The following is a 21,497-nucleotide window of genomic DNA, read 5'->3' as shown; positions in this document are numbered from 1 at the left end:
TGTGGAGGGCTATACATGACAAAATACCATTTTATTGGAATTAAAGGGACAGGAATGAGCCCGCTGGCACAAATCCTTCATGACACTGGTCATGATGTTCAAGGATCTGATATTGAGCAATATATCTTTACTCAAACAGCACTTGAAGAGAAGAATATTCCAGTGTTACCGTTTGACAAGAACAACGTTGAAGAAGGTCAAACGATTATCGCAGGTAATGCTTTTGGCGAACAGCATGAAGAGATTCAAGCTGCAAATGAGAAAAATATACCTATTCATAGATATCACCATTTTCTTGGAGAGTATCTATCTAACTTTACATCGATTGCAGTAACAGGATCGCACGGAAAAACGTCAACAACGGGATTATTAGCACATGTTGTAGGAGCAGCAAAGCCTACTTCTTATCTAATCGGTGATGGAACAGGAAAAGGAAGCAAGGGTAGCGAATACTTTGTGTTTGAAGCATGTGAGTATCGCAGACATTTCTTATCTTACAATCCGGATTACGCGATTATCACAAACATTGATTTTGATCATCCTGATTATTTTTCTGATCTTAAAGATGTAATCAGTGCATTTCAAGCCATGGCGATGCAGGTAAAAAAAGCGATCATCGCATGCGGTGATGATGCAAATCTTCAAGAGATTCATGCACAAGTGCCAGTTGTATTTTATGGTTTTGGTGATCATAATGATTTCCAAGCCAAGAACGTTAATCGTGGTGATGAAGGGACAACATTTGATGTGTTTGTCCGCAACACGTTTTATGGGACGTTCCAGATTCCAGGATACGGCACACATAACGTATTGAACGCACTTGCAGTCATTGCGATCTGTCATTATGAAACATTACCTATGGATATTATCAAAGAGCAATTAAAGAGCTTCACAGGGGTTAAAAGACGTTTCTCTGAAAAATCAGTTGGCGATCAAATCTTGATTGACGACTATGCTCATCATCCAACGGAGATTAAAGTAACGATTGAAGCGACAAAATATAAGTATAAAAATCGTGAAGTGGTAGCGATCTTCCAACCGCATACATTCACACGAACAAAAACGTTCTTAGATGAATTTGCAGCAGCCTTAAGTGAAGCAGATCATGTATATCTCTGTGATATATTCGGCTCTGCAAGAGAGAATGCTGGGAATCTTTCAATTGAGAATTTGATAGAAAAAATTCCTAACGCTCAATTCATTACAGAAGATAAAGTTGATGTATTAAAAAAATACAAAGATGGTGTTTTATTGTTCATGGGAGCTGGAGATATTCAGAAGTTCCAAAGAGCTTACGAGGAAACACTAACTGCTAAACCATAAGAAAAAAAGACTTGCCGGCTGGCAAGTCTTTTTTGTATCTTCTTTTGATTAATTCGTGAAAGTTTATACCTGTGAAGGCTTATGCTTCATTGACAAGTTAACTGTAGTGCAAGGTGGGAGACTCCTGGTGGCTCACCGCATGCCCCCCCGGAAAGCGAGCATCCTGGAACGAAAATCAACTACTTACATGAGGTTTTTCTACTAGTATTACTTTAAATTCTCAGGATTTAATTGCACTAATTCAGGTAGAACGAAAACGCCATCTTTACGGATCAACACATCGTCAAAGAAAATCTCCCCGCCACCGTATTCTGGACGTTGAATCATAACCATATCCCAATGGATGTTTGATTCATTACCGTTATACGCTTCTTCATATGCTTGACCAGGCGTAAAGTGGAAACTTCCATCGATCTTCTCATCGAAAAGGATATCTTTCATCGGATGCTTGATGAACGGATTTACACCGATTGCAAATTCACCCACATAACGAGAACCTTCATCCGTATCAAAAATCTTGTTAATACGCTCAGAATCGTTTGCTGTGGCTTTTACGATCTTCCCGTTTTCAAACGTTAGTTGCACATTTTCAAATGTAAAACCGTTATATGGAGATGGCGTGTTATAGAGAATCGTTCCGTTAACGGAATTTTTAACGGGAGCTGTAAACACCTCACCATCTGGAATGTTGTTTTGTCCTGAACATTTGATGGATGGAATATCTTTAATCGAGAACGATAGATCTGTTCCAGGTCCTGTGATACGAACTTTATCCGTCTTATCCATCAAATCTTTTAGTGCGGTCATCGCATCATCCATTTTTCCATAATCAAGGTTACATACTTCAAAATAGAAGTCTTCAAAAGCTTCTGTACTCATGCTAGCAGATTGTGCCATAGAAGCGTTTGGATAGCGTAGTACACACCATTTCGTCTTTTTAATACGAATATTACGGTGCATTGCAAAGATTGTTTTTTCGTAAAGTGCCATTTTTTCGGAAGGAACATCAGACATTTCGTTGATGTTGTCACCAGATCGAAGGCCGATGTAAGCATCCATCTGGCTCATAAGCTCACCTTCGTGCTTCGCGATTATCTCCATCTGCTCTTCTGTTGCTTGTGTGTATTGAGCGCGCATTACTGAATGGTCTTTTAGTAAAACGAATGGGAAACCGCCAGCAGCATATGCTTCTTGAACAAGTGCGTTCACTAGTTCTTTTTGCAGCCCGAAGTTTTCAATCAATACTTTTTCACCTTTTTGCAGGTTTACCGAATATGTAATCAAGTTTTTTGCTAGTTGTTGGATTCTTGGATCTCTCATGTTGAAGAAGCCCCCTATATATTTGATATCTTCTTTATTTTAACTTAATTTAAACAATTTGTAATGTTCTAGAAAAGGATTTTAATGAAGTGGTAAAGAATACTATAAAAAACACGTTTTCTTTGATAAAAACTCGGGAAAAAGCAATAATATACTTTCAGGAGGTGTCTCGAATAATGGATATCATTATTTCAATCAGTGTAGCATTAGTCGCAGTTGCATTTGTCGTACTCGTTTATTTTTTATCAGGGGCTTTAAAATCTCTACAAATCACCCTCAATCATGTCGCGGTAACGCTAGAAAGTCTAGAGAAGCAATTAGATGGCGTAACGCGCGAGACAACCGATTTGTTACATAAAACAAACCAGTTAGCCGAGGATGTTCAAAAGAAATCAGATTCTCTTAATAACGTGTTCTCTGCAGTTCAAGATTTCGGTCAATCCGTTCAAAAGGTGAACCAATCTGTCCGCAAAGTAACAGACCAGATTACGGTTGAAACAGAGCGACAGTCTAAACAAATATCGCAAGCGGTTCAATGGGGAAACGCAGCATTGAATTTATGGGAAAAATACAAACTCAAAAAATCCAATGTTGACACAGCTACAAATCAATATTCCAGAGGAGGAGTGTAAATGAGCAACAACAACAATCAAAACATCGACAGCAAAGATTTTATTATCGGTGCTCTTGTTGGAGGTATGTTAGGGGCTGCTGCTGCGCTATTATTAGCGCCGAAAGCAGGGAAGGAATTGCGAAGCGATCTGAATGAACAAGCTGTCTATTTAAAGGATAAGAGTAATGAGATCTCTCATTTGGCTCGTGAAAAATCCTCAAACATTGTTAAGACCGTATCTGAGCAATCGAACCAAGTTGCTACGAAGGTTAAAGATCTTACTTCAAACTTACGCAAGGATATTGATAAGTGGCGTGCGAAAGAAGAACAAAACGCGTCTGAACTGTATGGTGAGATTACAGACGATTTACAAGATGAAGGTAAGTTAGATTATGATCATGCAAATGAGCAAGAATTAGTAGAGCAAAAATATTGATAAGTATGGTGTGAATATGAAAAGATAAGAAAAAGAACTTGTTTCTTTTTCTTTTCTTTTTATTATGGAGGTAGAAATCGATATGTCACTCATTCAATTACAAAACGAACAAGATTGGAACCTAGTCAAAGAACAAAGAAATCGCATTATTTTAATGAAAAACAGTACAACATGTCCTGTAAGTCATGAAGCTTTTAAAGAATTTCAAAAGTTTGCAGCGGATAACGAGAACGAAACGTTGTATTATTTGAACGTTCAAGATTCACGACCGCTCAGCAATGCGATTGCTGAGCAAACAGGAGTGAAGCACGAATCTCCTCAAGTATTGATTTTCGATGGTGATAAGGTGGTTTGGCATGATTCCCATTGGAACATCACAAATAAAAAGCTTGCACAAGCGAATGAAAAAACAAAAGCGTAGCAGAAATTGCTACGCTTTTTCTTCGATTTTTAAACAAGGATTTCGAATTTTAATAGTAAATGATCACCCGTTTGGATTTCGGTTTGAAAGCCGGCTTTTTCCCCGTTCTTTAACAAAATCAAGCTCTCACCAGATTTTGGTTGTAGTGTAAATTCCACTTCTGTAAAAACATCTTGAAAAATAAACGGTTGTAGATCTCTCTTCTTCATAACAAGTCTTTCCTGAGCATGAAGAACCGAATCGATACACAGTTTTTCGTCATCACGGTAAAATGTATAAAGTGGTCGTACAAGAGTAAGTTTTTCTTCATTAAAAATAACCGTACATGACTGATAAAGGTTTAGGTCAAGTGCATTCGTTACATGTTTCAAAGTTATTTGCTCTGCTTCAGAACGTTGATAAGCTAATTTATCTCCGTCGTTCCATGTTGTATGAAGGGTAACACTTTGATTGTTAAGTTGCACCTTACTCGTGATTGTAGTAGGAAGTGAGAGAGGATTACCATCTACAAAAATAGTAAAATCCGAATTCTTTGTTTCACTACTCCACTTTTTTAGATCAAATATATCTGAAAGGGTCGAAGGGAAGCGATAATAACAATCATCTCTATCAGATAATAACGTATTAGCGCTTACACGTTGTTCATTTACATAATAATGTGTTTCAAACGTCTCAGCTTTGCCGTTCACCCATAACGTTTTTACAGAGTGGTCGCCAAACGCCTCTTTTACCGTGATCTCTGCATCCTCGCCATTACTTCCTTGTTCATAATGAATCGATGCATCCTCAGAGACTTCATCTGAAAGTGTACAAGGAACGCCATTCATCTCAATTGATGGAGTTGAACCAATCCTTCCTTTAAACATCTTTACTTCACCATTCAACTGAACCATCAATCCCATTCCTGGTTTACCGTAAAGTTTTGAAAGATCAGCTCCACCGGCAATCAAAGCATCACCGATTGTAAGTTTTTTTACTTGAAACAAGCGTATAGTTTTTCCATTCACAGAAACCGTTACATATTTAACGGGATTTTCTTTGGCGGCTATTCCTATACCTACAGGTGTTACGAGTTCAGGACCTTCTTCTTTTAAGGAAGGGATCAAGGATTGGATAGCGTTAAGCCCACGAATCGCTACGCGCTCAATAGGCAGATTAAGCTTTTCAGCCACTTTCTCACGTAATTGAGGTGTTAAACTGCCTCCTCCTACAAGCATGATCGCCTGTGGTGCTTTAGCGTTCAATCGAAGGACTTCATTTGTGATCCCTTCTGCCAAATTATCTATCGAATACGAGATATTCGAAATGACTTCAGATGTATTTTTCTCAGATGGAAAGCCTAAGATGTCTGTGTAAGTTACAACAGCCTCTTCCGTTAACGAACGTTTAATCTGCTCAGCTACAGGAAAATCCAGCAAAAACGCAGAACTGACTGCTTCTGTAATTTCATCTCCTGCAACGGGAACCATTCCATACGCAATGACTGTCCCTTGAGCGGTTATCGCAATATCTGAAGTACCTGCTCCAATGTCAACAAGAGCTACATTTAACTTTCTCATAGAAGGTGGAATCAGCACATTGATGGCTGCGATCGGTTCTAACGTTAGAGCTTCCATCTCGAGTCCAGCTTCACGTAGAGCTTTCATCAAAGAATCTACAACCACTCTTGGTAAAAATGTAGCAATAACTTCTACACTAGCTCTGTTTCCTTGCTGCCCGATAAAGCTCCCGATCTCCTGCTCGTCGAGATAATAATGCAGGACAGAATATCCAACACAATCGTAGAGTAGATTTGTCTTTTCATCTAAAAGGCTGGCTAACTGAAATTGAGCTTGCTGAACGGCTGCAAGTTCCATTTGGATCACTTCTTCATGAGAAGAGATATCACCAAGTGAAAGGTCTTTTTCAGCACGGCCACTTACTGTCTTAAGAGCTCGTCCTGCTGCAGCCACACAAACTTTTGTAAGTGAACCCACTTCAAGTTCGAGCTGTTCTTTTATGGTCCTGATTACTTTGGCAACAGCTGGTATGTGGTGGATCTGGCCATCAAGCATAGACCGTTCTTCATGTTCGATCATTTTTTTATGTAAAATCTCATACTTTCCGTTTTCATGCTGTTTTAAAATCATACCGACCACGGAACGTGTCCCGATATCTAGTGCGAATAAAAGATTTTTGTCCACGAAGGCACCTCTTTTTGTTACGATAGATGTATAGGTAGTCCTATAAGTGATAGAAAACGTCCTAATTATTAGAAATGTATCATATTTCTTACATTATATAAATACTGAGGTGCTAAGATATGAATCATCTAGAATTAAACACGTTACGAGCAGAACTTGATGATGTGAATAAAGAGTTATTAGCGATTATCAATAAACGTGGTGAGCTTGTTCAGCGTATCGGTAAGATTAAATCTGATCAAGGTATGAAGAAGTATGATCCTGTCAGGGAAAGACATATGTTAGATCTCGTTTCATCAGAAAACGAAGGTCCTTTTGAAACAAGTACACTTCACCATCTTTTTAAAGAAATATTTAAAGCAGGTCTAGAATTACAGGAAGTAGATCACAAAAAGGAGCTTCTTGTCTCTAGAAAGCAAAGACCTGAAGATACGGTTATTTCTGTTAAAGGAATGGAGATTGGACACGGAAATCCTATTCTAATTGCTGGTCCATGTGCTGTAGAAAGTTATGAGCAAACGGCTTCTGTAGCAGATGCTGTTACGAAAAGAGGAGTAAGACTATTACGAGGCGGAGCGTTTAAACCTCGAACGTCACCTTACGATTTCCAAGGATTAGGTGTGGAAGGACTTCAGATCCTAAAAAAAGTAGCAGATGAATACAATTGTGCTGTGATCAGTGAAATTGTGCATCCACAAGATTTGGAAATGGCATGTGAGTATTTAGACATCATTCAAATTGGTGCTCGAAACATGCAGAACTATGAGTTATTAAAAGCAGCAGGAAAGCTCAATAAGCCTGTTCTATTAAAAAGAGGACTCGCAGCAACGCTTGATGAGTTTATTAATTCTGCGGAATATATCATGTCACAAGGAAACGGTCAGATCATCCTTTGTGAAAGAGGTATTCGAACGTATGAACGAGCAACACGAAACACGTTGGATATTACAGCAGTGCCCATTTTGAAGCAAGAAACACATCTGCCAGTATTTGTTGATGTAACGCACTCAACAGGAAGGAAAGACTTGCTCCTTCCTGCTGCAAAGGCAGCTTTTGCTATCGGAGCGGATGGAGTGATGGCAGAAGTACATCCTGATCCAGCAGTGGCTTTATCTGATGCTGCACAGCAGATGAACATCGAAGAATTTCAAAGCTTTGTTGAAGAACTTGTTCCTCTCGTTTTCTTAAAATAAATCAAATGGTTTAACATGTGGTCAATACAGAACCGGCAGCTTATGGATGTAACTGCCGGTTTTTTGTATAGGAATAACAACTGTGAAAATGCGTATGATTCTGCCTTTTTTCGCCAAAAATAAGTAAAATAGGTGCATTTTAATTTATTCTATTTTTAATGTATGAATAAATAGTGAAACATGTCTCTATTCGTTGCCTACTTTACTACTTTATCGTATGATAATAGCATTACATAGCTGTCGGATATGCAGTATATAAGGAGGATTTTTTTTGAATACAACAATTTATGATGTAGCTCGTGAGGCCGGTGTCTCAATGGCAACGGTTTCTCGTGTTGTTAACGGAAACCCAAACGTCAAGCCATCTACTAGAAAGAAAGTACTTGAAGCGATTGAAAGATTAGGTTACCGTCCGAATGCTGTAGCAAGAGGACTAGCAAGTAAGAAAACAACAACGGTCGGCGTTATCATCCCAGATATCTCTAGCATCTTTTTTGCAGAATTAGCTCGTGGGATTGAAGATATTGCAACCATGTATAAATACAATATTATCCTTTGTAACTCTGATCAGAACAAAGAAAAGGAGATCCACCTTTTAAATACTTTACTAGGTAAGCAAGTGGACGGAATTGTTTTCATGGGTGGAAAGATTACAGAAGAGCATGTAGAGGAATTCAAACGTGCGGCTGTTCCGATCGTTATGGCAGCGACTGTTGATATGAACGAAGAAGTACCATCAGTTAATATCGACTATCAAAATGCTGTTTATGAAGCCGTTTCTCACTTGCTTGAAAGAGGTCATTCATCTGTTGCGATGGTAACAGGACCATTGGAAGACCCAATCAATGGCTATTATAAGTTTAATGGTTACCGTAAAGCTTTAGAAGAGCATGGTAAGAAGGTTGACGAAAGCCAAGTATTCGTTGGTGAATACACATATGATTCTGGAATTGAAGCGGTTGAAAGCTTCTTGGACAGTGGAAATAAGCCTTCAGCTGTATTTGTAGGTACGGATGAAATGGCATTAGGTGTGATCCATGGTGCACAAGACCGAGGTTTGAACGTACCAGACGACCTTGAAGTAATTGGATTCGATAACACAAGACTGGCAACAATGGTTCGTCCAACATTATCTACGGTAGTTCAGCCGATGTATGATATCGGAGCTGTTGCGATGCGCTTATTAACAAAACTGATGAACAAAGAGACGGTTGAAGAACATACGGTAGTATTACCTCATCGTATTCAATTTAGAGATTCTACAAAACAATAACGAAGTGTTGAGGTGGGCGAAGTGAGGATTGGCATCATCGGTGCGATGGACGAGGAAATCGTTTATATGAAAGAAGCACTGGATATTTATGGGGAAAGTGTTTTTGCTCAAAATAAATTTTATGAAGGTACACATCATAATAAAGAGATCGTTTTATGTAAGTCTGGCGTAGGGAAAGTAAATGCAGCGATTACCACACAGATTCTTATCGATCGCTTTCAAGTCACTCATGTTCTTTTTACAGGAGTAGCAGGTGCACTTGATCCTGAACTGGAAGTAGGAGATATCGTTATCTCTTCAAGTGCAATGCAGCACGATATGGATGCCTCTGCGTTAAGTCCAGATTTTCCTAAAGGAACAATTCCAATGTTTCCGTTTGATTCTGAGTTTAGAGCAGATGCTCAGCTAGTAAAACTGGCAGAAGCTGCGGCAGAAAGATTACAAGGGCCTAAAGTGAAAATCGGAAAAGTACTAAGTGGTGACCAGTTTATAGCAGATCGTGAACTTGTTGAATTATATTCTGCTCTTTTCCAAGGAACTTGCATCGAAATGGAAGGATCAGCAGTAGCTCAGGCTTCATTCTTAAATGAAGTACCCTTCGTGATCATACGCTCGATCTCTGATAAAGCAAACGGTGAAGCGCCAGCTAGTTTTGCTGAATTCACTGCACTAGCGGCACGCCGTTCTTCAGACATGGTCGAAAGCATTATTGAATCATTATAGAATGACTCTGGAAAACTGACCCGTCAAATGGATGGGTCAGTTTTTTGGTTGTGGTGGGTATTGTTGATTCTTGTCGAAAAGTGGTTTGAAATTTTTATCCATGAAATTATTTTAAATTACCGTGAAATTAAACCAGATTACCGTGGATATATTTATGATTACCGTGAAATTATGAACTTGCACATGGATTAGAAGGTCTCAAACAACTGCAATTAGGCAAATAAGCATAGAAAAGAGGACTAAAAAATTTTAGTCCTCTTTCTTTATGAACTCTTTTTAATGGAGTACAAGCTTTTCTCCAATGTTGCTCTGTTTTTTGACGTGATCTCGTCTTTTCTTGGAATCGGCTTATAGATTCCAGATTCATCTTCCCATGTATGTGGAAGAGGATGCTTCGCCTCGTTCGTCCAACGCTTTAGCCAGTTTTCTGCGATTTGACCTGAAGGTGCCTGATCGTTCATCACACACCAAAGATAAGACCAAGCCCTCGGAACGACTCGCCAAATATCATAACCTCCACCACCTGTTGCTATCCAGCGGCCGCCGCAATATTTTTCAGCGACTTTCTTTGCAATCCTTGGAATTTCAGTATACGTTTTCATCGTTACAGACAAATGAGTCAAAGGATCATAATAATGAGCGTCAACACCATTTTGTGTAATGATGACATCAGGTTTAAAGAAATCGGCAACTTCCCACAAACTCTTTTCATAACATTCTATAAAGGACTCATCTTCTGTAAAGGCATCAACAGGAACATTGAAGGAAAAGCCATAGCCTTTTCCAGCACCTTTTTCATGGATAGAGCCTGTTCCAGGAAATAAATATCGTCCTGTTTCATGGATGGAAAGTGTACAAACATCTGGATCATCATAAAAAGCCCACTGCACACCATCACCATGATGGGCATCCGTATCGACATATAAAACACGTGCATTATATTTTCGTTTCATATATTCAATCGCGATTGAGCTGTCATTGTAGATACAGAATCCAGAAGCTTTTCCTCGAAAACCGTGATGCAGCCCTCCGCTGAGACTAAGAGCGTGCTTGGACTTCCCTTCCATCACATGATCTACTGCAGTAAGAGTGGCTCCTACAATCCAGCTGCTTGCTTCATGCATGTTTGGGAAAATAGGTGTATCTTCTGTACCAAGTCCATAGTTTAGAGCGATCTCTCGGTTGAGCTGTCCTTTTCCAGACTGCTTTACGGCTTCTACATACCCTGAATCATGAATCATCATGATCTCTTCATCTGTAGCTTGTCTTGGCTTAATAATCTGATCTTCATCCAAACACCCTGAATCTCTTAACAATTCATAAGCTAGCTGTACTCTGAGCTGATTGAAAGGATGCGTCTCACTGAACTTATATCCTAGAAGTTCTGGTGAATAAACAAAAACAGAATCATTTTTCATCGCGTTCACCCGGAACAGGTGGCCACTTCACTTCATAGCCGTTTTCTACCAAGTGTTCAATGACCGGAAGCGGGTTCATCGTTCCAACACGAAAAACGATAATCTTTTCTCGCTCATTTTGAGAAGGATAGACAAGAACAGAGCTGATGTTCAAGTGAAAATCTTTCAATACACTAGCAACCTTAGCCAGTTCACCAGCTTCGTTCGGAACGGCCACCTCTAAATGAGACCCAGGTTGATGAGTACCTGTTAATAAGATAAAAGCATGCAGCATCTCTCGTTCGGTTACTAGACCGACTAACTTCGTTTCTTCAAGTACTGGAATACAGCTTACACTATGTTCATAAAAAATCGTGGAAAGTTCCTCTGCGATGTCGAAAGGATGAGCTGAAAAGATGGATTGTTTCATTATGCTTGAAACGGGCTTCTCAAAATCTTCTGGATGCTCATTCTGATGAAAGATAGATGGACTCGCATCCTTTACTTCACGATCTGTTACCAGCCCTAGTAAGTCTCCATTTTTATCGATCACAGGCAAGTTTCGAACGTCTTTATCTATCATTAGTTGAATAGCTGTACCGATCGTTTCATTCTCATGAATCGTTACAACATTTTTTTGCATCATATTTTGAACGATCATATCGTAACACTCCCATTTGATTTTCTCTCTCGTCTATCGATTAGATTAGTACATAAAACGATTTTTAAAACGTAGTCGGTCAAACTGTTGAATCGTGTCTAAGTCGATCCTTTTTCCGATACGGACCATCAAGCAGTTGGCCGGATGTGAACTGATTTCAGGGTCATCTGTTGCCATATACTCCAGGTCACCTGCGTTCATCATCTTTTCCATGACTTTTCGATAATCCCAAACGGATAGTTTCGTTCCTTTTAAGTCCCAGTGCCAATAATATTCTGTCGTGATAATAATATAATCTTCCATGGCATCATCCATCATGGAAACTTTTAATAACGTTTTTCCGACTTTAAAGTTGCGATAATCAGGTATGACCTCGATCGCACCTAATTCAAGTAAATTTTCCATTTTTCCTTCAGACCATCGCTCTAACGGATCTGGATAGACGTATGTAACATAACCGACAACAGTATCCTTATTTCTTGCGATTATGATTCTTCCTTCAGGTAGTCTAGCGATTTCAGTTACTGCTTTTTTTTGCTCTTTGGCGGGCCTGAATGCTTTTAAATCTTCATGGAAGGAAAGACCATCTAACGTTTCAGCTGATACAGGTCCTTCGACCGTAATGGTTCCGTGACTCGTCTTTAGTGCTACACAGTTGTATGTTTTTGTATGTTTCATTTTTACACCACCTAGGTTGGTTTCCAACTTCTATTATACATTATAAAATCATGTTGTAAGGGTTTACATAGCGGTTTTTATAGATAGTTCTAATAAGTTAAAAAATTTAGATAATATGATATAATTAGAGAGATATTCAAAAGGGAAGGGAGATTTGGCAATGAAACTGGAAGCGCTTCCGATAATAAAAGGTGATTTTAATCTACAAGATTATGAGGCTACATACGGAGCATTTGATTGGAAAGACATTGAAAAAGAATTCTCCTGGCACAAAACAGGACGAGTTAATATGGCATATGAGGCTATAGACCGTCATGCAGCATCCCATCGTAAAAATAAAGTAGCGCTGTACTTCTCGGATCAAAATAGAGATGAGAAGTACACGTTTAAAGACATGAAAGAGATGTCTAACAAAGCGGGTAACATGTTACGTCAAATAGGTGTTGAAAAAGGAGATCGTGTCTTTATCTTCATGCCGCGTTCACCTGAACTTTACTTTACGTTCCTTGGCGCGATCAAGCTTGGAGCGATCGTTGGCCCATTGTTTGAAGCATTCATGGAAGGGGCAGTTAGAGACAGACTTGAAGATAGTGAGGCAAAAGTGCTTGTTACCACGCCAGCGCTTTTAGAGCGTGTCCCGGTTGATCAACTACCGAAATTGAAGCATGTTATTTTGGTAGGAGAAGATGTTAAAGAAAAGGGGCCATATGTAAACTATTTTGACCGAATGAAAAAAGCATCAAAGGATCTAGTTATTGAATGGGTGGATCGCGAAGATGGATTAATTCTTCATTATACGTCTGGATCGACTGGCAAACCAAAAGGTGTACTTCATGTTCATAACGCGATGCTTCAACATTTCCAAACTGCAAAATGGGTTCTTGATCTAAAAGAAGACGATGTGTACTGGTGCACGGCTGATCCTGGCTGGGTGACAGGAACTTCTTATGGAATATTCGGTCCATGGTTGAACGGCGCGTCAAGTGTCATTCGTGGTGGACGTTTCTCACCAGAAGACTGGTATGGAACGATTGAGAATTATGGAGTAACGGTCTGGTACAGTGCTCCAACTGCTTTTCGTATGTTGATGGGCGCTGGTGATGAAGTGGTAAAGAAATTCGATATGTCCTCACTTCGACATATTTTAAGTGTAGGTGAACCTCTTAACCCTGAGGTCGTTAGATGGGGCATGAAGGTGTTTAACTTACGCATACATGATAACTGGTGGATGACAGAAACAGGTGGTCAGCTGATCAGCAACTACCCAGCGATGGAAATTAAGCCTGGTTCTATGGGTAAACCGTTCCCAGGGGTAGAAGCAGCGATCATTGACGACCAAGATAACATATTACCTCCATATCGAATGGGCAATCTTGCTATCAAAAAAGGATGGCCATCCATGATGCGTGCAATCTGGAACAATCCTGAAAAATACGACTCATATTTTACGCCAGCTGGCTGGTATGTTTCCGGAGATTCCGCGTATATGGACGAAGATGGATACTTCTGGTTCCAAGGTAGAATTGATGATGTTATCATGACTTCTGGGGAGCGAGTAGGGCCGTTTGAAGTAGAAAGCAAGCTAGTAGAACACCCAGCTGTTGCAGAAGCTGGTGTTATCGGAAAGCCAGATCCTGTTCGAGGAGAGATCATTAAAGCGTTCATCGCTCTCCGTTCTGGTTATGAAGCAAGTGATGAACTGATTGAAGAAATACGTAGTTTTGTAAAAGCTGGTCTTGCTGCACATGCTGCGCCGCGTGAGATCGAATTCCGTGATAAGCTGCCGAAGACAAGAAGCGGTAAAATTATGCGTCGCGTTCTTAAAGCTTGGGAGCTTGATCTTCCAACAGGTGATCTCTCTACGATGGAAGATTAATTCTAACGATGAAAAAACCCTCGAATTCAATTCGAGGGTTTTTTCTTATGGTTTTGTGTTGTTGCTGGAGGCGGATCACCTGTGCCAGGATCTGCAGGTTCAGTTGGTGGCGGTGGATCTTGTGGCTCATCAGGCTTACCACCAGCTCCATCTGTTGGTGGAGCTGGTGGTTCAGCTGGTGGTTTCTTTTCACCAACTTGAACTTTTGTTTGTGCAGGTGATTCTTTACCTGCTATATCCACTGCTGTAACATAAACGACGCCAGGAGGTACTTTGGCAGAAGTTTTATCAGCGGTTACAGAGCCGATTTTCATAAATGATGTACCATCTGATGAGTGATAGATGCGATAACCGATTACATCATTCTCTCCGTGTGATGCCCAAGATAGCACGCCATCTGACATTTTCGCACCTGCAACAGCGGAAGGAACTTTGCCGTTCTCTTTTAACTCTTTTTCAGGAACAATGTTGTTCAATAAATTCGTTGTATTTGTTAATTTGTTTAGTGCTTCTAAACCAAGCTCGCGAAGGAACTCTTCCTTGATCAGAACACCATCTTTTGTGAACTCTTGTGGTGTTGAAGGAAGTGCTTTATACTTCGCATCGCCTACAAGCACATAACGACCTTTAGTGAGTGTGTCGTCTACTTCATTAGGTGTGAACTTCGCATTAAAGAGATCAGTCGTAACGAGTCCAGCACTTCTACAAAGATCAGAAGGCAGTTTACCCGATATTCCACAAATCTCACGACGCACGATTCCTGAAGGCATCGCGAATTGCTTGTCAGGATCCATTAATTGTGGTGAATGCTTATAAGCTGCGTTTGCAAGTAGGGACCAAATTCGTTGATTTCTTTTCCCAGTACCGCCGTTCCCTTTAGCTAGTGAATCAGGCGTATCATATCCTATCCATACTCCAAGGGAAACGTTAGGATTTGTTCCTACAAACCAAGAATCAATATCATCGTTCGTCGTACCTGATTTCCCTGCCCAATCGGTGCTAAAGGAAAGATAACGGTTAATATTATTTCCTGTACCACCATTTACAACGTCACGCATCATATCTAGCAATAAGTAAGATGTTTGAGGTGAGTAAACTTGAACGGGATTTGCTTTATGCTGATATATTAATTCACCATTATTTGATTCTATTTTTTCAATCATGTATGCATCTACGAAATTACCACCGTTTGCAAACGTCGCAAATGCATTTGTGTTCTCTTCAACAGTAACACCATTGGTCATTCCTCCGATAGCAAGTACAGGTACTCCTCTATCATTTGGGCTTAGAGAGGAAAAACCCATCTTTTCCAGTCGGTTAAGAGCTTCATCTGTATTTACTCTCAAATAACTTCTAATTGCAGGTGTGTTTCTTGACCATTTTAAAGAGTGTCTAACCGAAACAAGTCCATCGTATTTACCATCCCAGTTACCAATTGAGTGAGATCCAGATTGGATAGGTGTATCAGGAACGATTGACCCTGGCTGCACCTTACCTGTTTCAAGAGCTAGAGAATAGGCTAGCAATGGCTTCATTGTGGAACCGTTCTGTCGCTTCATATACGTAGCATGATTTGTTTGCTCACGATTAAAGTCACGGCCGGCAACGAAACTAATAATCTTACCAGTCTTGTTGTCTATTAAAGATGCTCCTACTTCTTCGGGTTCTGGTTTATCTAATTTTTTACCTCTAACATATTCATTAGCTGGACCAAAAAGATTATCATTTGCTACTACTGCTTGCATCTCGTCGTATATTTTTTGATTTATCGTCGTATGAATCTTAATCCCTTTTTGACGAACTTGAATTCTAGCATTGTCTTTGTATTCCTTTAGTTCTTCAGGTGCTAGTTTATCAAATTTCTTACCGTCTTTTTCAGCTTGAATTTTTGCCAAAATTTCAACTGTACGGTTTTGAACTTCAACCGTTAATGCAGGATATTTCTCATAAGAAGATTGCTGCTTAGTCGTAAGATTCTTTTTAACGTCGTATTTTATCGCTTCATCATATTCTGCTTGCGTAATAGAGCCTTCAGATAGCATTCTATTTAGGACTGTTTGCATTCGTTTAACTCCAGCAGAGATGTCTTCTTTAGGAACACCCCCATTACTAAAAGGGGTATATACGAATGGGTTCTTTGGGAGTCCAGCTAAATAAGCTGATTGAGCTAGATTTAGCTTAGAAGCTGGTACCCCGAAAATTCCCTCTGCAGCAGCTTGAATACCTGCTACATTTCGCCCTGAAGAATTTCTTCCGTACGGTACTATGTTTAAGTAAGCTTCTAAAATCTGATCTTTTTTAAGTACTTTCTCAAGTCTCATGGCTAATAAGATTTCTTTTGCTTTTCGATCAAAAGAAACTTCATTTGTTAGAATTTGATTTTTAATTAGTTGTTGAGTTAAGGTACTTCCGCCAGTAACAATAGGTGCACCAGAAAACTCTTCATACATGGCACGGAAGATTGCTTTAGGAACAACACCTTCATGTTCATAAAAGTATTGATCTTCTGTAGATATGACAGCTTTTATGACAAAAGGAGAAACTTCCTTTAAACTAACCTCTTGTCTATCTAAATCTGATTGAAGTTTACCCATGTATTGATCGTTGTCAAAGTATACGGTACTCGTTTCTTCATAATTATAAATATCTTCTTTCATAGAAGTGTGAGCTCGCACGGGTTCGTCTTTTACAAGAGAAGCGAAGAAACCAGCTCCTACACCTGCTGCGAAAACACCACCGAGGATAAGTAATACAGTTACAATCAAGAACATGTTCCATGTGACATTATATGTAATTCGTGCTGTTCGAATAATTCCTTTTTCTTTCAAAAAGTGGACAAATTTCTCCCATTTTTGCTTCAATTCATCAAAACGAGACATCATTTGGTAATCCCTCCCCCTCGTGTATTATAACATAAGGTCGATTTATGATAGAACACCGTTTTTGAAGATGAAGATTGACATGAAATTCAACTATGTGGTAAAAATAAATGAAGATTATTATATGTTGAAAGCGAAGATAGGAATGAGTAGCAGGTGTCTCCCTGTTTCAGAAAGCTGGTGGTTGATGCGAACCAGTATAAAGGCATGCTGTGAATTACCTCCTGGAGCTGTCTCTGTGAATGTTTAGTAGCAGAGAACGGATAAAACCGTTACGAAATGAAGTGAAAAGCCTTTTCTTTGGCTTTTAATTAGGGTGGTACCGCGAGATTGTCATCACGTCCCTTTCCAACAGGAGAGGGACTTTTTTTATTGTCATTAAACATCATCATTAAACAACGGAAGGAAAGATAGGCATGAATATTCTACAAGATCTAGAATTTAGAGGTCTTCTTAATCAAGTAACTGATCAAGAGGGATTGCAAAAAGAACTTGAAAAAGGAATCGTAAAGCTTTATTGCGGATTTGATCCGACTGCAGACAGTCTTCATATTGGAAACCTGTTACCGATTCTTACACTCAAACGTTTCCAAGAAGCTGGACACCAGCCGTTTGCGCTAGTTGGCGGTGGAACAGGTTTAATTGGGGATCCAAGTGGTAGACAGACAGAAAGAACATTAAATGAAGCCGAGATTGTTGTTCAATGGACTGACAAGATTAAAAATCAGCTTTCAAGGCTACTTGATTTTGAAAGAGAAACCAATCCAGCGAGAACAGTGAATAACTATGAATGGTTAAGTCAACTTACGATGATTGAGTTTCTTCGTGACGTTGGAAAGAATTTCTCAGTTAACTACATGCTTGCCAAAGATTCAGTTGACTCTCGTTTAGAAGCGGGGATCTCTTTTACCGAGTTCTCGTACATGATTTTACAGTCGTATGATTTTCTTAATCTTTTCCAAAAAGAAAACGTAAAACTTCAAATAGGTGGAAGTGACCAATGGGGGAATATTACAGCTGGTATGGAATTGATTCGTCGTTCTGGCGAAGAAGAAAAGGCTTTTGGACTAACGATTCCGTTAATCACAAAAGCGGATGGAACGAAGTTTGGTAAAACAGCATCTGGAACGATCTGGTTAGATGCAGAAAAAACAACTCCATACGAGTTCTATCAGTTCTGGGTAAACGCAGCCGATGCGGATGTGATAAACTGGCTAAAATACTTCACATTCTTATCTAAAGAAGAAATTGAAGTACTTGAAAAATCATTAACTGAAGCACCAGAAAAGCGTGAAGCGCAAAAAGCGTTAGGTCGTGAAGTTACAACATTAGTTCATGGTGAGGTAGCTTACAAACAAGCAGTAAAGATTACGGAAGCACTTTTCAGTGGAAATCTTTCTGACTTAACAGCTGCTGAGATCGAACAAGGATTTAAGGATGTTCCTTCTTTCATGGCTTCAAATACAGAAGACGTAAACATTGTAGATCTTCTTGTTGATGCAAAGATTTCACCTTCTAAAAGACAAGCGAGAGAAGATGTAACGAATGGTGCTGTATCGATCAATGGCGAAAAGGTTCAAGATACAGCTTATATGATTGGTGAGAATGACCGCATAGAAAACAAGTTTGTCATTATTCGTCGCGGTAAGAAAAAGTACACGTTGATCAGATACTAAAAAGAGTAGGAATCCTTTGGTGAGGGGTTCCTCTTTAAACTTTATTAAGGGATGTGTTTGTTTTGAAGAAAATTCAATTGGCAGAAGACCTCCAATTTTCACAGATCGTTCACGGTCATTGGCGTTTAGCAGAATGGGATCTCTCTCCTGAAGAGCTTGTTACACTTATGGAAAGATGTATAGAAGCAGGAATTACAACGTTTGATCATGCTGATATTTATGGGAACTACATGTGTGAGGAACTCTTTGGACAAGCCCTAGCTCTTAAACCTTCTTTAAGAAAAGACATTCAGATCGTAACTAAGTGTGGCATTAAACTCATATCTGAAAATCGTCCTCAACATACGATAAAATCCTATGATACGAGTAAAGAACATATCATCTCTTCTGTAGAAAATTCATTGCAAAAAATGAATACAGACTATGTAGATGTATTGTTGATTCATCGCCCAGATCCGTTTATGGACCCATCTGAAACAGCAGAGGCGTTTCACATTTTAAGAAAAGAAGGGAAAGTGAGACATTTCGGTGTTTCTAACTTTACTCCTAAACAAATGGAAATGCTGCAGAGTGAGTATGATGGACCACTTGTAACGAATCAGATCGAGTTGTCCGTTCTTCATGAACAGCCATTCTTTGATGGTACGATCAATCACCTTCAAAAAGAGAAAGTTAGACCGATGGCTTGGTCACCTCTTGCTGGAGGAAGATTATTTAAAGGAAACGATGAAAAATCAGTACGAGTGAAAAAGGCTTTAGAAAAAGTTGCTCGTGAAACAGAAGCCTCTTCCATAGATGAGGTAGCTTATGCGTGGCTGTTGAAGCATCCATCACAGATTATGCCGATTGTTGGTAGCGGAAAAATGAATCGTATTGAAGCTGCGATAAATGCAGTGAACTTACCGCTAACACGCGAGCAGTGGTTCTATATTTTACAAGAAAGTATGGGTAAAGAAGTAGATTGATTTATACTTTAAACATACAATATTAATCCAAAATCCACACAGATGCTGTGTGGATTTTTTTATTATATTTATAGAACATTTTATTAGTAATTAGTTCCTTAGTAGTATAATATTAGAAATAAATATTAAAAGATGGGGATGCAACAATGTTAACATTAAGCAATAACCGCTCTACGAAGAGTACACAAGTTCTGAATGAAAGCGCTGTACTAGCAGCAATCGATCGATCTGTAGCTATGATTGAATTTGACCCACATGGAAAAGTACTATGGGCAAATGAAAATTTTGCAACTACGATGGAATACAATGTTGATGAGATGCCGTTATTGATACATAAAGAATTTTGTACAGAAGAGTTCTTGCGAAGCGGTGAATATGATCGTTTTTGGAGAAGTCTTAGAGAAGGTAAAACATTTCAAGAAAAGATACAACGTGTAACCAAATCAAATCGTTTAATCTGGCTGGAAGCTACATATACCCCTGTTTTGGACGAGAATCAAAAAGTGACAGCTGTAGTTAAGATCGCAACAGATATTACGAAAAGAGAAAATAATACGATCACGGTGGCATCTGATCTTCAACAAATGTCCCTAGAGTTGCTTACACGCGCGGAAGAAGGAATAAATAAAAGTAATGAGATCTCTATATCAACTGAAAAATTAGTATCTGAATCCAAACAAAATTTATTGATTTTAGATTCTCTGAAAAAACAAGCTACTTCCATTGAAGATATTGTTAAGACGATTCGAGAAATTGCGGCACAAACAAATTTGTTAGCTTTAAACGCAGCGATAGAAGCTGCTCGGGCTGGTGATCACGGAAGAGGATTTAATGTTGTAGCGGTCGAAGTGAGAAAACTTGCTAATCGTGTGCAAGACTCCATTCAAGAAGTAAATGCACATATTTCAGGAATTACAGGCGAGATCAACAAGATCAATGATGTGACTCACCGATCTCAAGAAGGTATAACGAATAACAAGCAATTGATTGAACAAGCGATGCAAGAGTTTTTAGGTATTGAAACTGCTGCGCGACAATTAGAGTCACAGGCAAGTAAGTTTAAGGAACTTTTATAAAATGATAAGATAGTCTGATTTCACTCCTATCAACTATCAAAGCAGATAGGTAATTGAATGCTATCTTGTGTGAGAATAACGCTAAAATAAGAAAAACCCCTAATTCCTTTAAAAAGGATAGGGGTTTCTTTACTCTTATTAACGAGAGTAGAATTCAACGATAAGTTGTTCTGTGATCTCAGCTGGAAGTTCAGAACGCTCTGGTAAGCGAGTGAAAGTACCTTCCAATTTGTTCTCATCAAATGTTAAGAAATCAGGTACGAAGTTGTTTACTTCGATCGCTTCTTTAATAGCAGAAGAGTTGCGAGATTTTTCACGAACACCGATTACATCGCCAGCAGATAGACGGTAAGAAGCGATATCAACACGCTTGCCGTTTACTGTGATGTGACCGTGGTTTACTAATTGACGAGCTGCACGACGCGTACGAGCAAGACCAAGACGGTATACTACGTTGTCAAGACGAGATTCTAAAAGAATCATGAAGTTTTCACCGTGGATACCAGTCATTTTACCAGCATCATCAAAAATGCGGCGGAATTGACGCTCGTTTACACCGTACATGTAACGAAGCTTTTGCTTCTCTTGTAATTGTAAACCGTATTCAGAGATTTTTTTACGTTGAGTTGGACCATGTTGTCCTGGTGCGTATGGACGCTTAGAAAGTTCTTTCCCAGTTCCGCTTAGAGAAATTCCAAGACGACGAGAAACTTTCCATGTTGAACCTGTATATCGAGCCATTATAGACTCCTCCTTCACATGTTTGTTTGTGTTAAAACAACAACAGTGACTATGACCTTTTCA

18 protein-coding genes and 1 other annotated feature are annotated in these 21,497 nt (G+C 39.3%); of the genes, 11 read left to right on the top strand and 7 right to left on the bottom strand.

What is annotated here, in order from left to right; genetic code table 11:
* Positions 1-15: 15 nt before the first annotated feature.
* Positions 16-1,323, top strand: coding sequence for a UDP-N-acetylmuramate--L-alanine ligase (murC, locus tag P4V41_RS00755; RefSeq protein WP_328082956.1), 1,308 nt, complete (start codon positions 16-18; stop codon positions 1,321-1,323).
* Between the two features lie 207 nt (positions 1,324-1,530).
* Here the strand turns inward: murC and P4V41_RS00750 are convergent, their stop codons facing one another.
* A complete protein-coding gene (locus tag P4V41_RS00750) occupies positions 1,531-2,643 on the bottom strand; it encodes an aminopeptidase (protein ID WP_328082955.1) in 1,113 nt (370 codons plus the stop codon).
* 176 nt (positions 2,644-2,819) lie between these two features.
* Between P4V41_RS00750 and P4V41_RS00745 the strand changes: the two genes are divergently transcribed.
* The 3 genes from P4V41_RS00745 to ytxJ all read left to right on the top strand — a co-directional run bounded on the left by P4V41_RS00745 (position 2,820) and on the right by ytxJ (position 4,113).
* Positions 2,820-3,275 (top strand): DUF948 domain-containing protein, encoded by a 456-nt coding sequence (locus tag P4V41_RS00745; protein ID WP_197189589.1) that lies wholly within the window; start codon positions 2,820-2,822, stop codon positions 3,273-3,275.
* Positions 3,276-3,692 carry a YtxH domain-containing protein gene (locus tag P4V41_RS00740; protein WP_328082954.1) on the top strand — a complete coding sequence of 139 codons (417 nt, stop codon included), beginning with the start codon at positions 3,276-3,278 and terminating at the stop codon, positions 3,690-3,692.
* A gap of 82 nt (positions 3,693-3,774) precedes the next feature.
* Positions 3,775-4,113: a bacillithiol system redox-active protein YtxJ gene (ytxJ, locus tag P4V41_RS00735; protein ID WP_328082953.1), complete on the top strand. Its 339-nt coding sequence runs from the start codon at positions 3,775-3,777 to the stop codon at positions 4,111-4,113.
* Positions 4,114-4,142: 29 nt separating this feature from the next.
* Here ytxJ and P4V41_RS00730 read toward each other — a convergent pair whose 3' ends face one another.
* Positions 4,143-6,296, bottom strand: coding sequence for a cell division protein FtsA (locus tag P4V41_RS00730; protein ID WP_328082952.1), 2,154 nt, complete (start codon positions 6,294-6,296; stop codon positions 4,143-4,145).
* 119 nt (positions 6,297-6,415) lie between these two features.
* Here P4V41_RS00730 and P4V41_RS00725 point away from each other — a divergent pair, with 119 nt between their 5' ends.
* The 3 genes from P4V41_RS00725 (at position 6,416) to P4V41_RS00715 (ending at position 9,485) form a co-directional block, all read left to right on the top strand.
* Positions 6,416-7,489, top strand: coding sequence for a bifunctional 3-deoxy-7-phosphoheptulonate synthase/chorismate mutase (locus P4V41_RS00725; protein WP_328082951.1), 1,074 nt, complete (start codon positions 6,416-6,418; stop codon positions 7,487-7,489).
* A gap of 271 nt (positions 7,490-7,760) precedes the next feature.
* Positions 7,761-8,762, top strand: coding sequence for a catabolite control protein A (ccpA, locus tag P4V41_RS00720; RefSeq protein WP_328082950.1), 1,002 nt, complete (start codon positions 7,761-7,763; stop codon positions 8,760-8,762).
* Between the two features lie 21 nt (positions 8,763-8,783).
* Positions 8,784-9,485: a 5'-methylthioadenosine/adenosylhomocysteine nucleosidase gene (locus tag P4V41_RS00715; RefSeq protein ID WP_328082948.1), complete on the top strand. Its 702-nt coding sequence runs from the start codon at positions 8,784-8,786 to the stop codon at positions 9,483-9,485.
* Positions 9,486-9,748: 263 nt separating this feature from the next.
* Here the strand turns inward: P4V41_RS00715 and P4V41_RS00710 are convergent, their stop codons facing one another.
* The 3 genes from P4V41_RS00710 to P4V41_RS00700 are packed head-to-tail and all read right to left on the bottom strand — an operon-like array spanning position 9,749 to position 12,221.
* Positions 9,749-10,903 (bottom strand): acetoin utilization protein AcuC, encoded by a 1,155-nt coding sequence (locus P4V41_RS00710; protein ID WP_328082947.1) that lies wholly within the window; start codon positions 10,901-10,903, stop codon positions 9,749-9,751.
* Complete coding sequence (locus P4V41_RS00705; RefSeq protein WP_328082946.1) at positions 10,893-11,543, bottom strand: acetoin utilization AcuB family protein; 651 nt, start codon at positions 11,541-11,543, stop codon at positions 10,893-10,895. Before P4V41_RS00705 ends, P4V41_RS00710 begins: the two co-directional genes overlap by 11 nt.
* A gap of 45 nt (positions 11,544-11,588) precedes the next feature.
* The gene (locus tag P4V41_RS00700; RefSeq protein ID WP_328082945.1) at positions 11,589-12,221 is read right to left on the bottom strand and encodes a GNAT family N-acetyltransferase; all 633 of its coding nucleotides are present in this window, start codon (positions 12,219-12,221) and stop codon (positions 11,589-11,591) included.
* Between the two features lie 160 nt (positions 12,222-12,381).
* On the opposite strand from P4V41_RS00700, the gene acsA reads away from it, so the two are divergent.
* Positions 12,382-14,097: an acetate--CoA ligase gene (acsA, locus tag P4V41_RS00695; RefSeq protein WP_328082944.1), complete on the top strand. Its 1,716-nt coding sequence runs from the start codon at positions 12,382-12,384 to the stop codon at positions 14,095-14,097.
* A gap of 26 nt (positions 14,098-14,123) precedes the next feature.
* On the opposite strand, the gene P4V41_RS00690 is transcribed toward acsA, so the two are convergent.
* Positions 14,124-16,976, bottom strand: a complete 2,853-nt coding sequence (locus P4V41_RS00690) for a transglycosylase domain-containing protein (RefSeq protein WP_419181279.1) — start codon at positions 16,974-16,976, stop codon at positions 14,124-14,126.
* 127 nt (positions 16,977-17,103) lie between these two features.
* Positions 17,104-17,325, top strand: a binding site (T-box leader).
* A 67-nt stretch (positions 17,326-17,392) separates the two neighbouring features.
* Here P4V41_RS00690 and tyrS point away from each other — a divergent pair.
* From tyrS to P4V41_RS00675, 3 genes are all read left to right on the top strand, one after another.
* Positions 17,393-18,652, top strand: coding sequence for a tyrosine--tRNA ligase (gene tyrS, locus P4V41_RS00685; protein WP_328082942.1), 1,260 nt, complete (start codon positions 17,393-17,395; stop codon positions 18,650-18,652).
* A 62-nt stretch (positions 18,653-18,714) separates the two neighbouring features.
* On the top strand, positions 18,715-19,617 hold the full coding sequence (locus P4V41_RS00680; RefSeq protein WP_328082941.1) for an aldo/keto reductase: 903 nt from the start codon (positions 18,715-18,717) through the stop codon (positions 19,615-19,617).
* 146 nt (positions 19,618-19,763) lie between these two features.
* Positions 19,764-20,693 carry a methyl-accepting chemotaxis protein gene (locus P4V41_RS00675; protein WP_328082940.1) on the top strand — a complete coding sequence of 310 codons (930 nt, stop codon included), beginning with the start codon at positions 19,764-19,766 and terminating at the stop codon, positions 20,691-20,693.
* Between the two features lie 138 nt (positions 20,694-20,831).
* Here P4V41_RS00675 and rpsD read toward each other — a convergent pair whose 3' ends face one another.
* Positions 20,832-21,434 (bottom strand): 30S ribosomal protein S4, encoded by a 603-nt coding sequence (rpsD, locus tag P4V41_RS00670; protein ID WP_137788639.1) that lies wholly within the window; start codon positions 21,432-21,434, stop codon positions 20,832-20,834.
* Positions 21,435-21,497 lie beyond the last annotated feature (63 nt).

This window comes from Fictibacillus nanhaiensis (genome assembly GCF_036213205.1).
Lineage (GTDB): Bacteria > Bacillota > Bacilli > Bacillales > Fictibacillaceae > Fictibacillus > Fictibacillus nanhaiensis_E.
The sequence above is the reverse complement of the archived record's forward strand: the minus strand, read 5'-3'. Positions and strand labels throughout refer to the sequence as shown.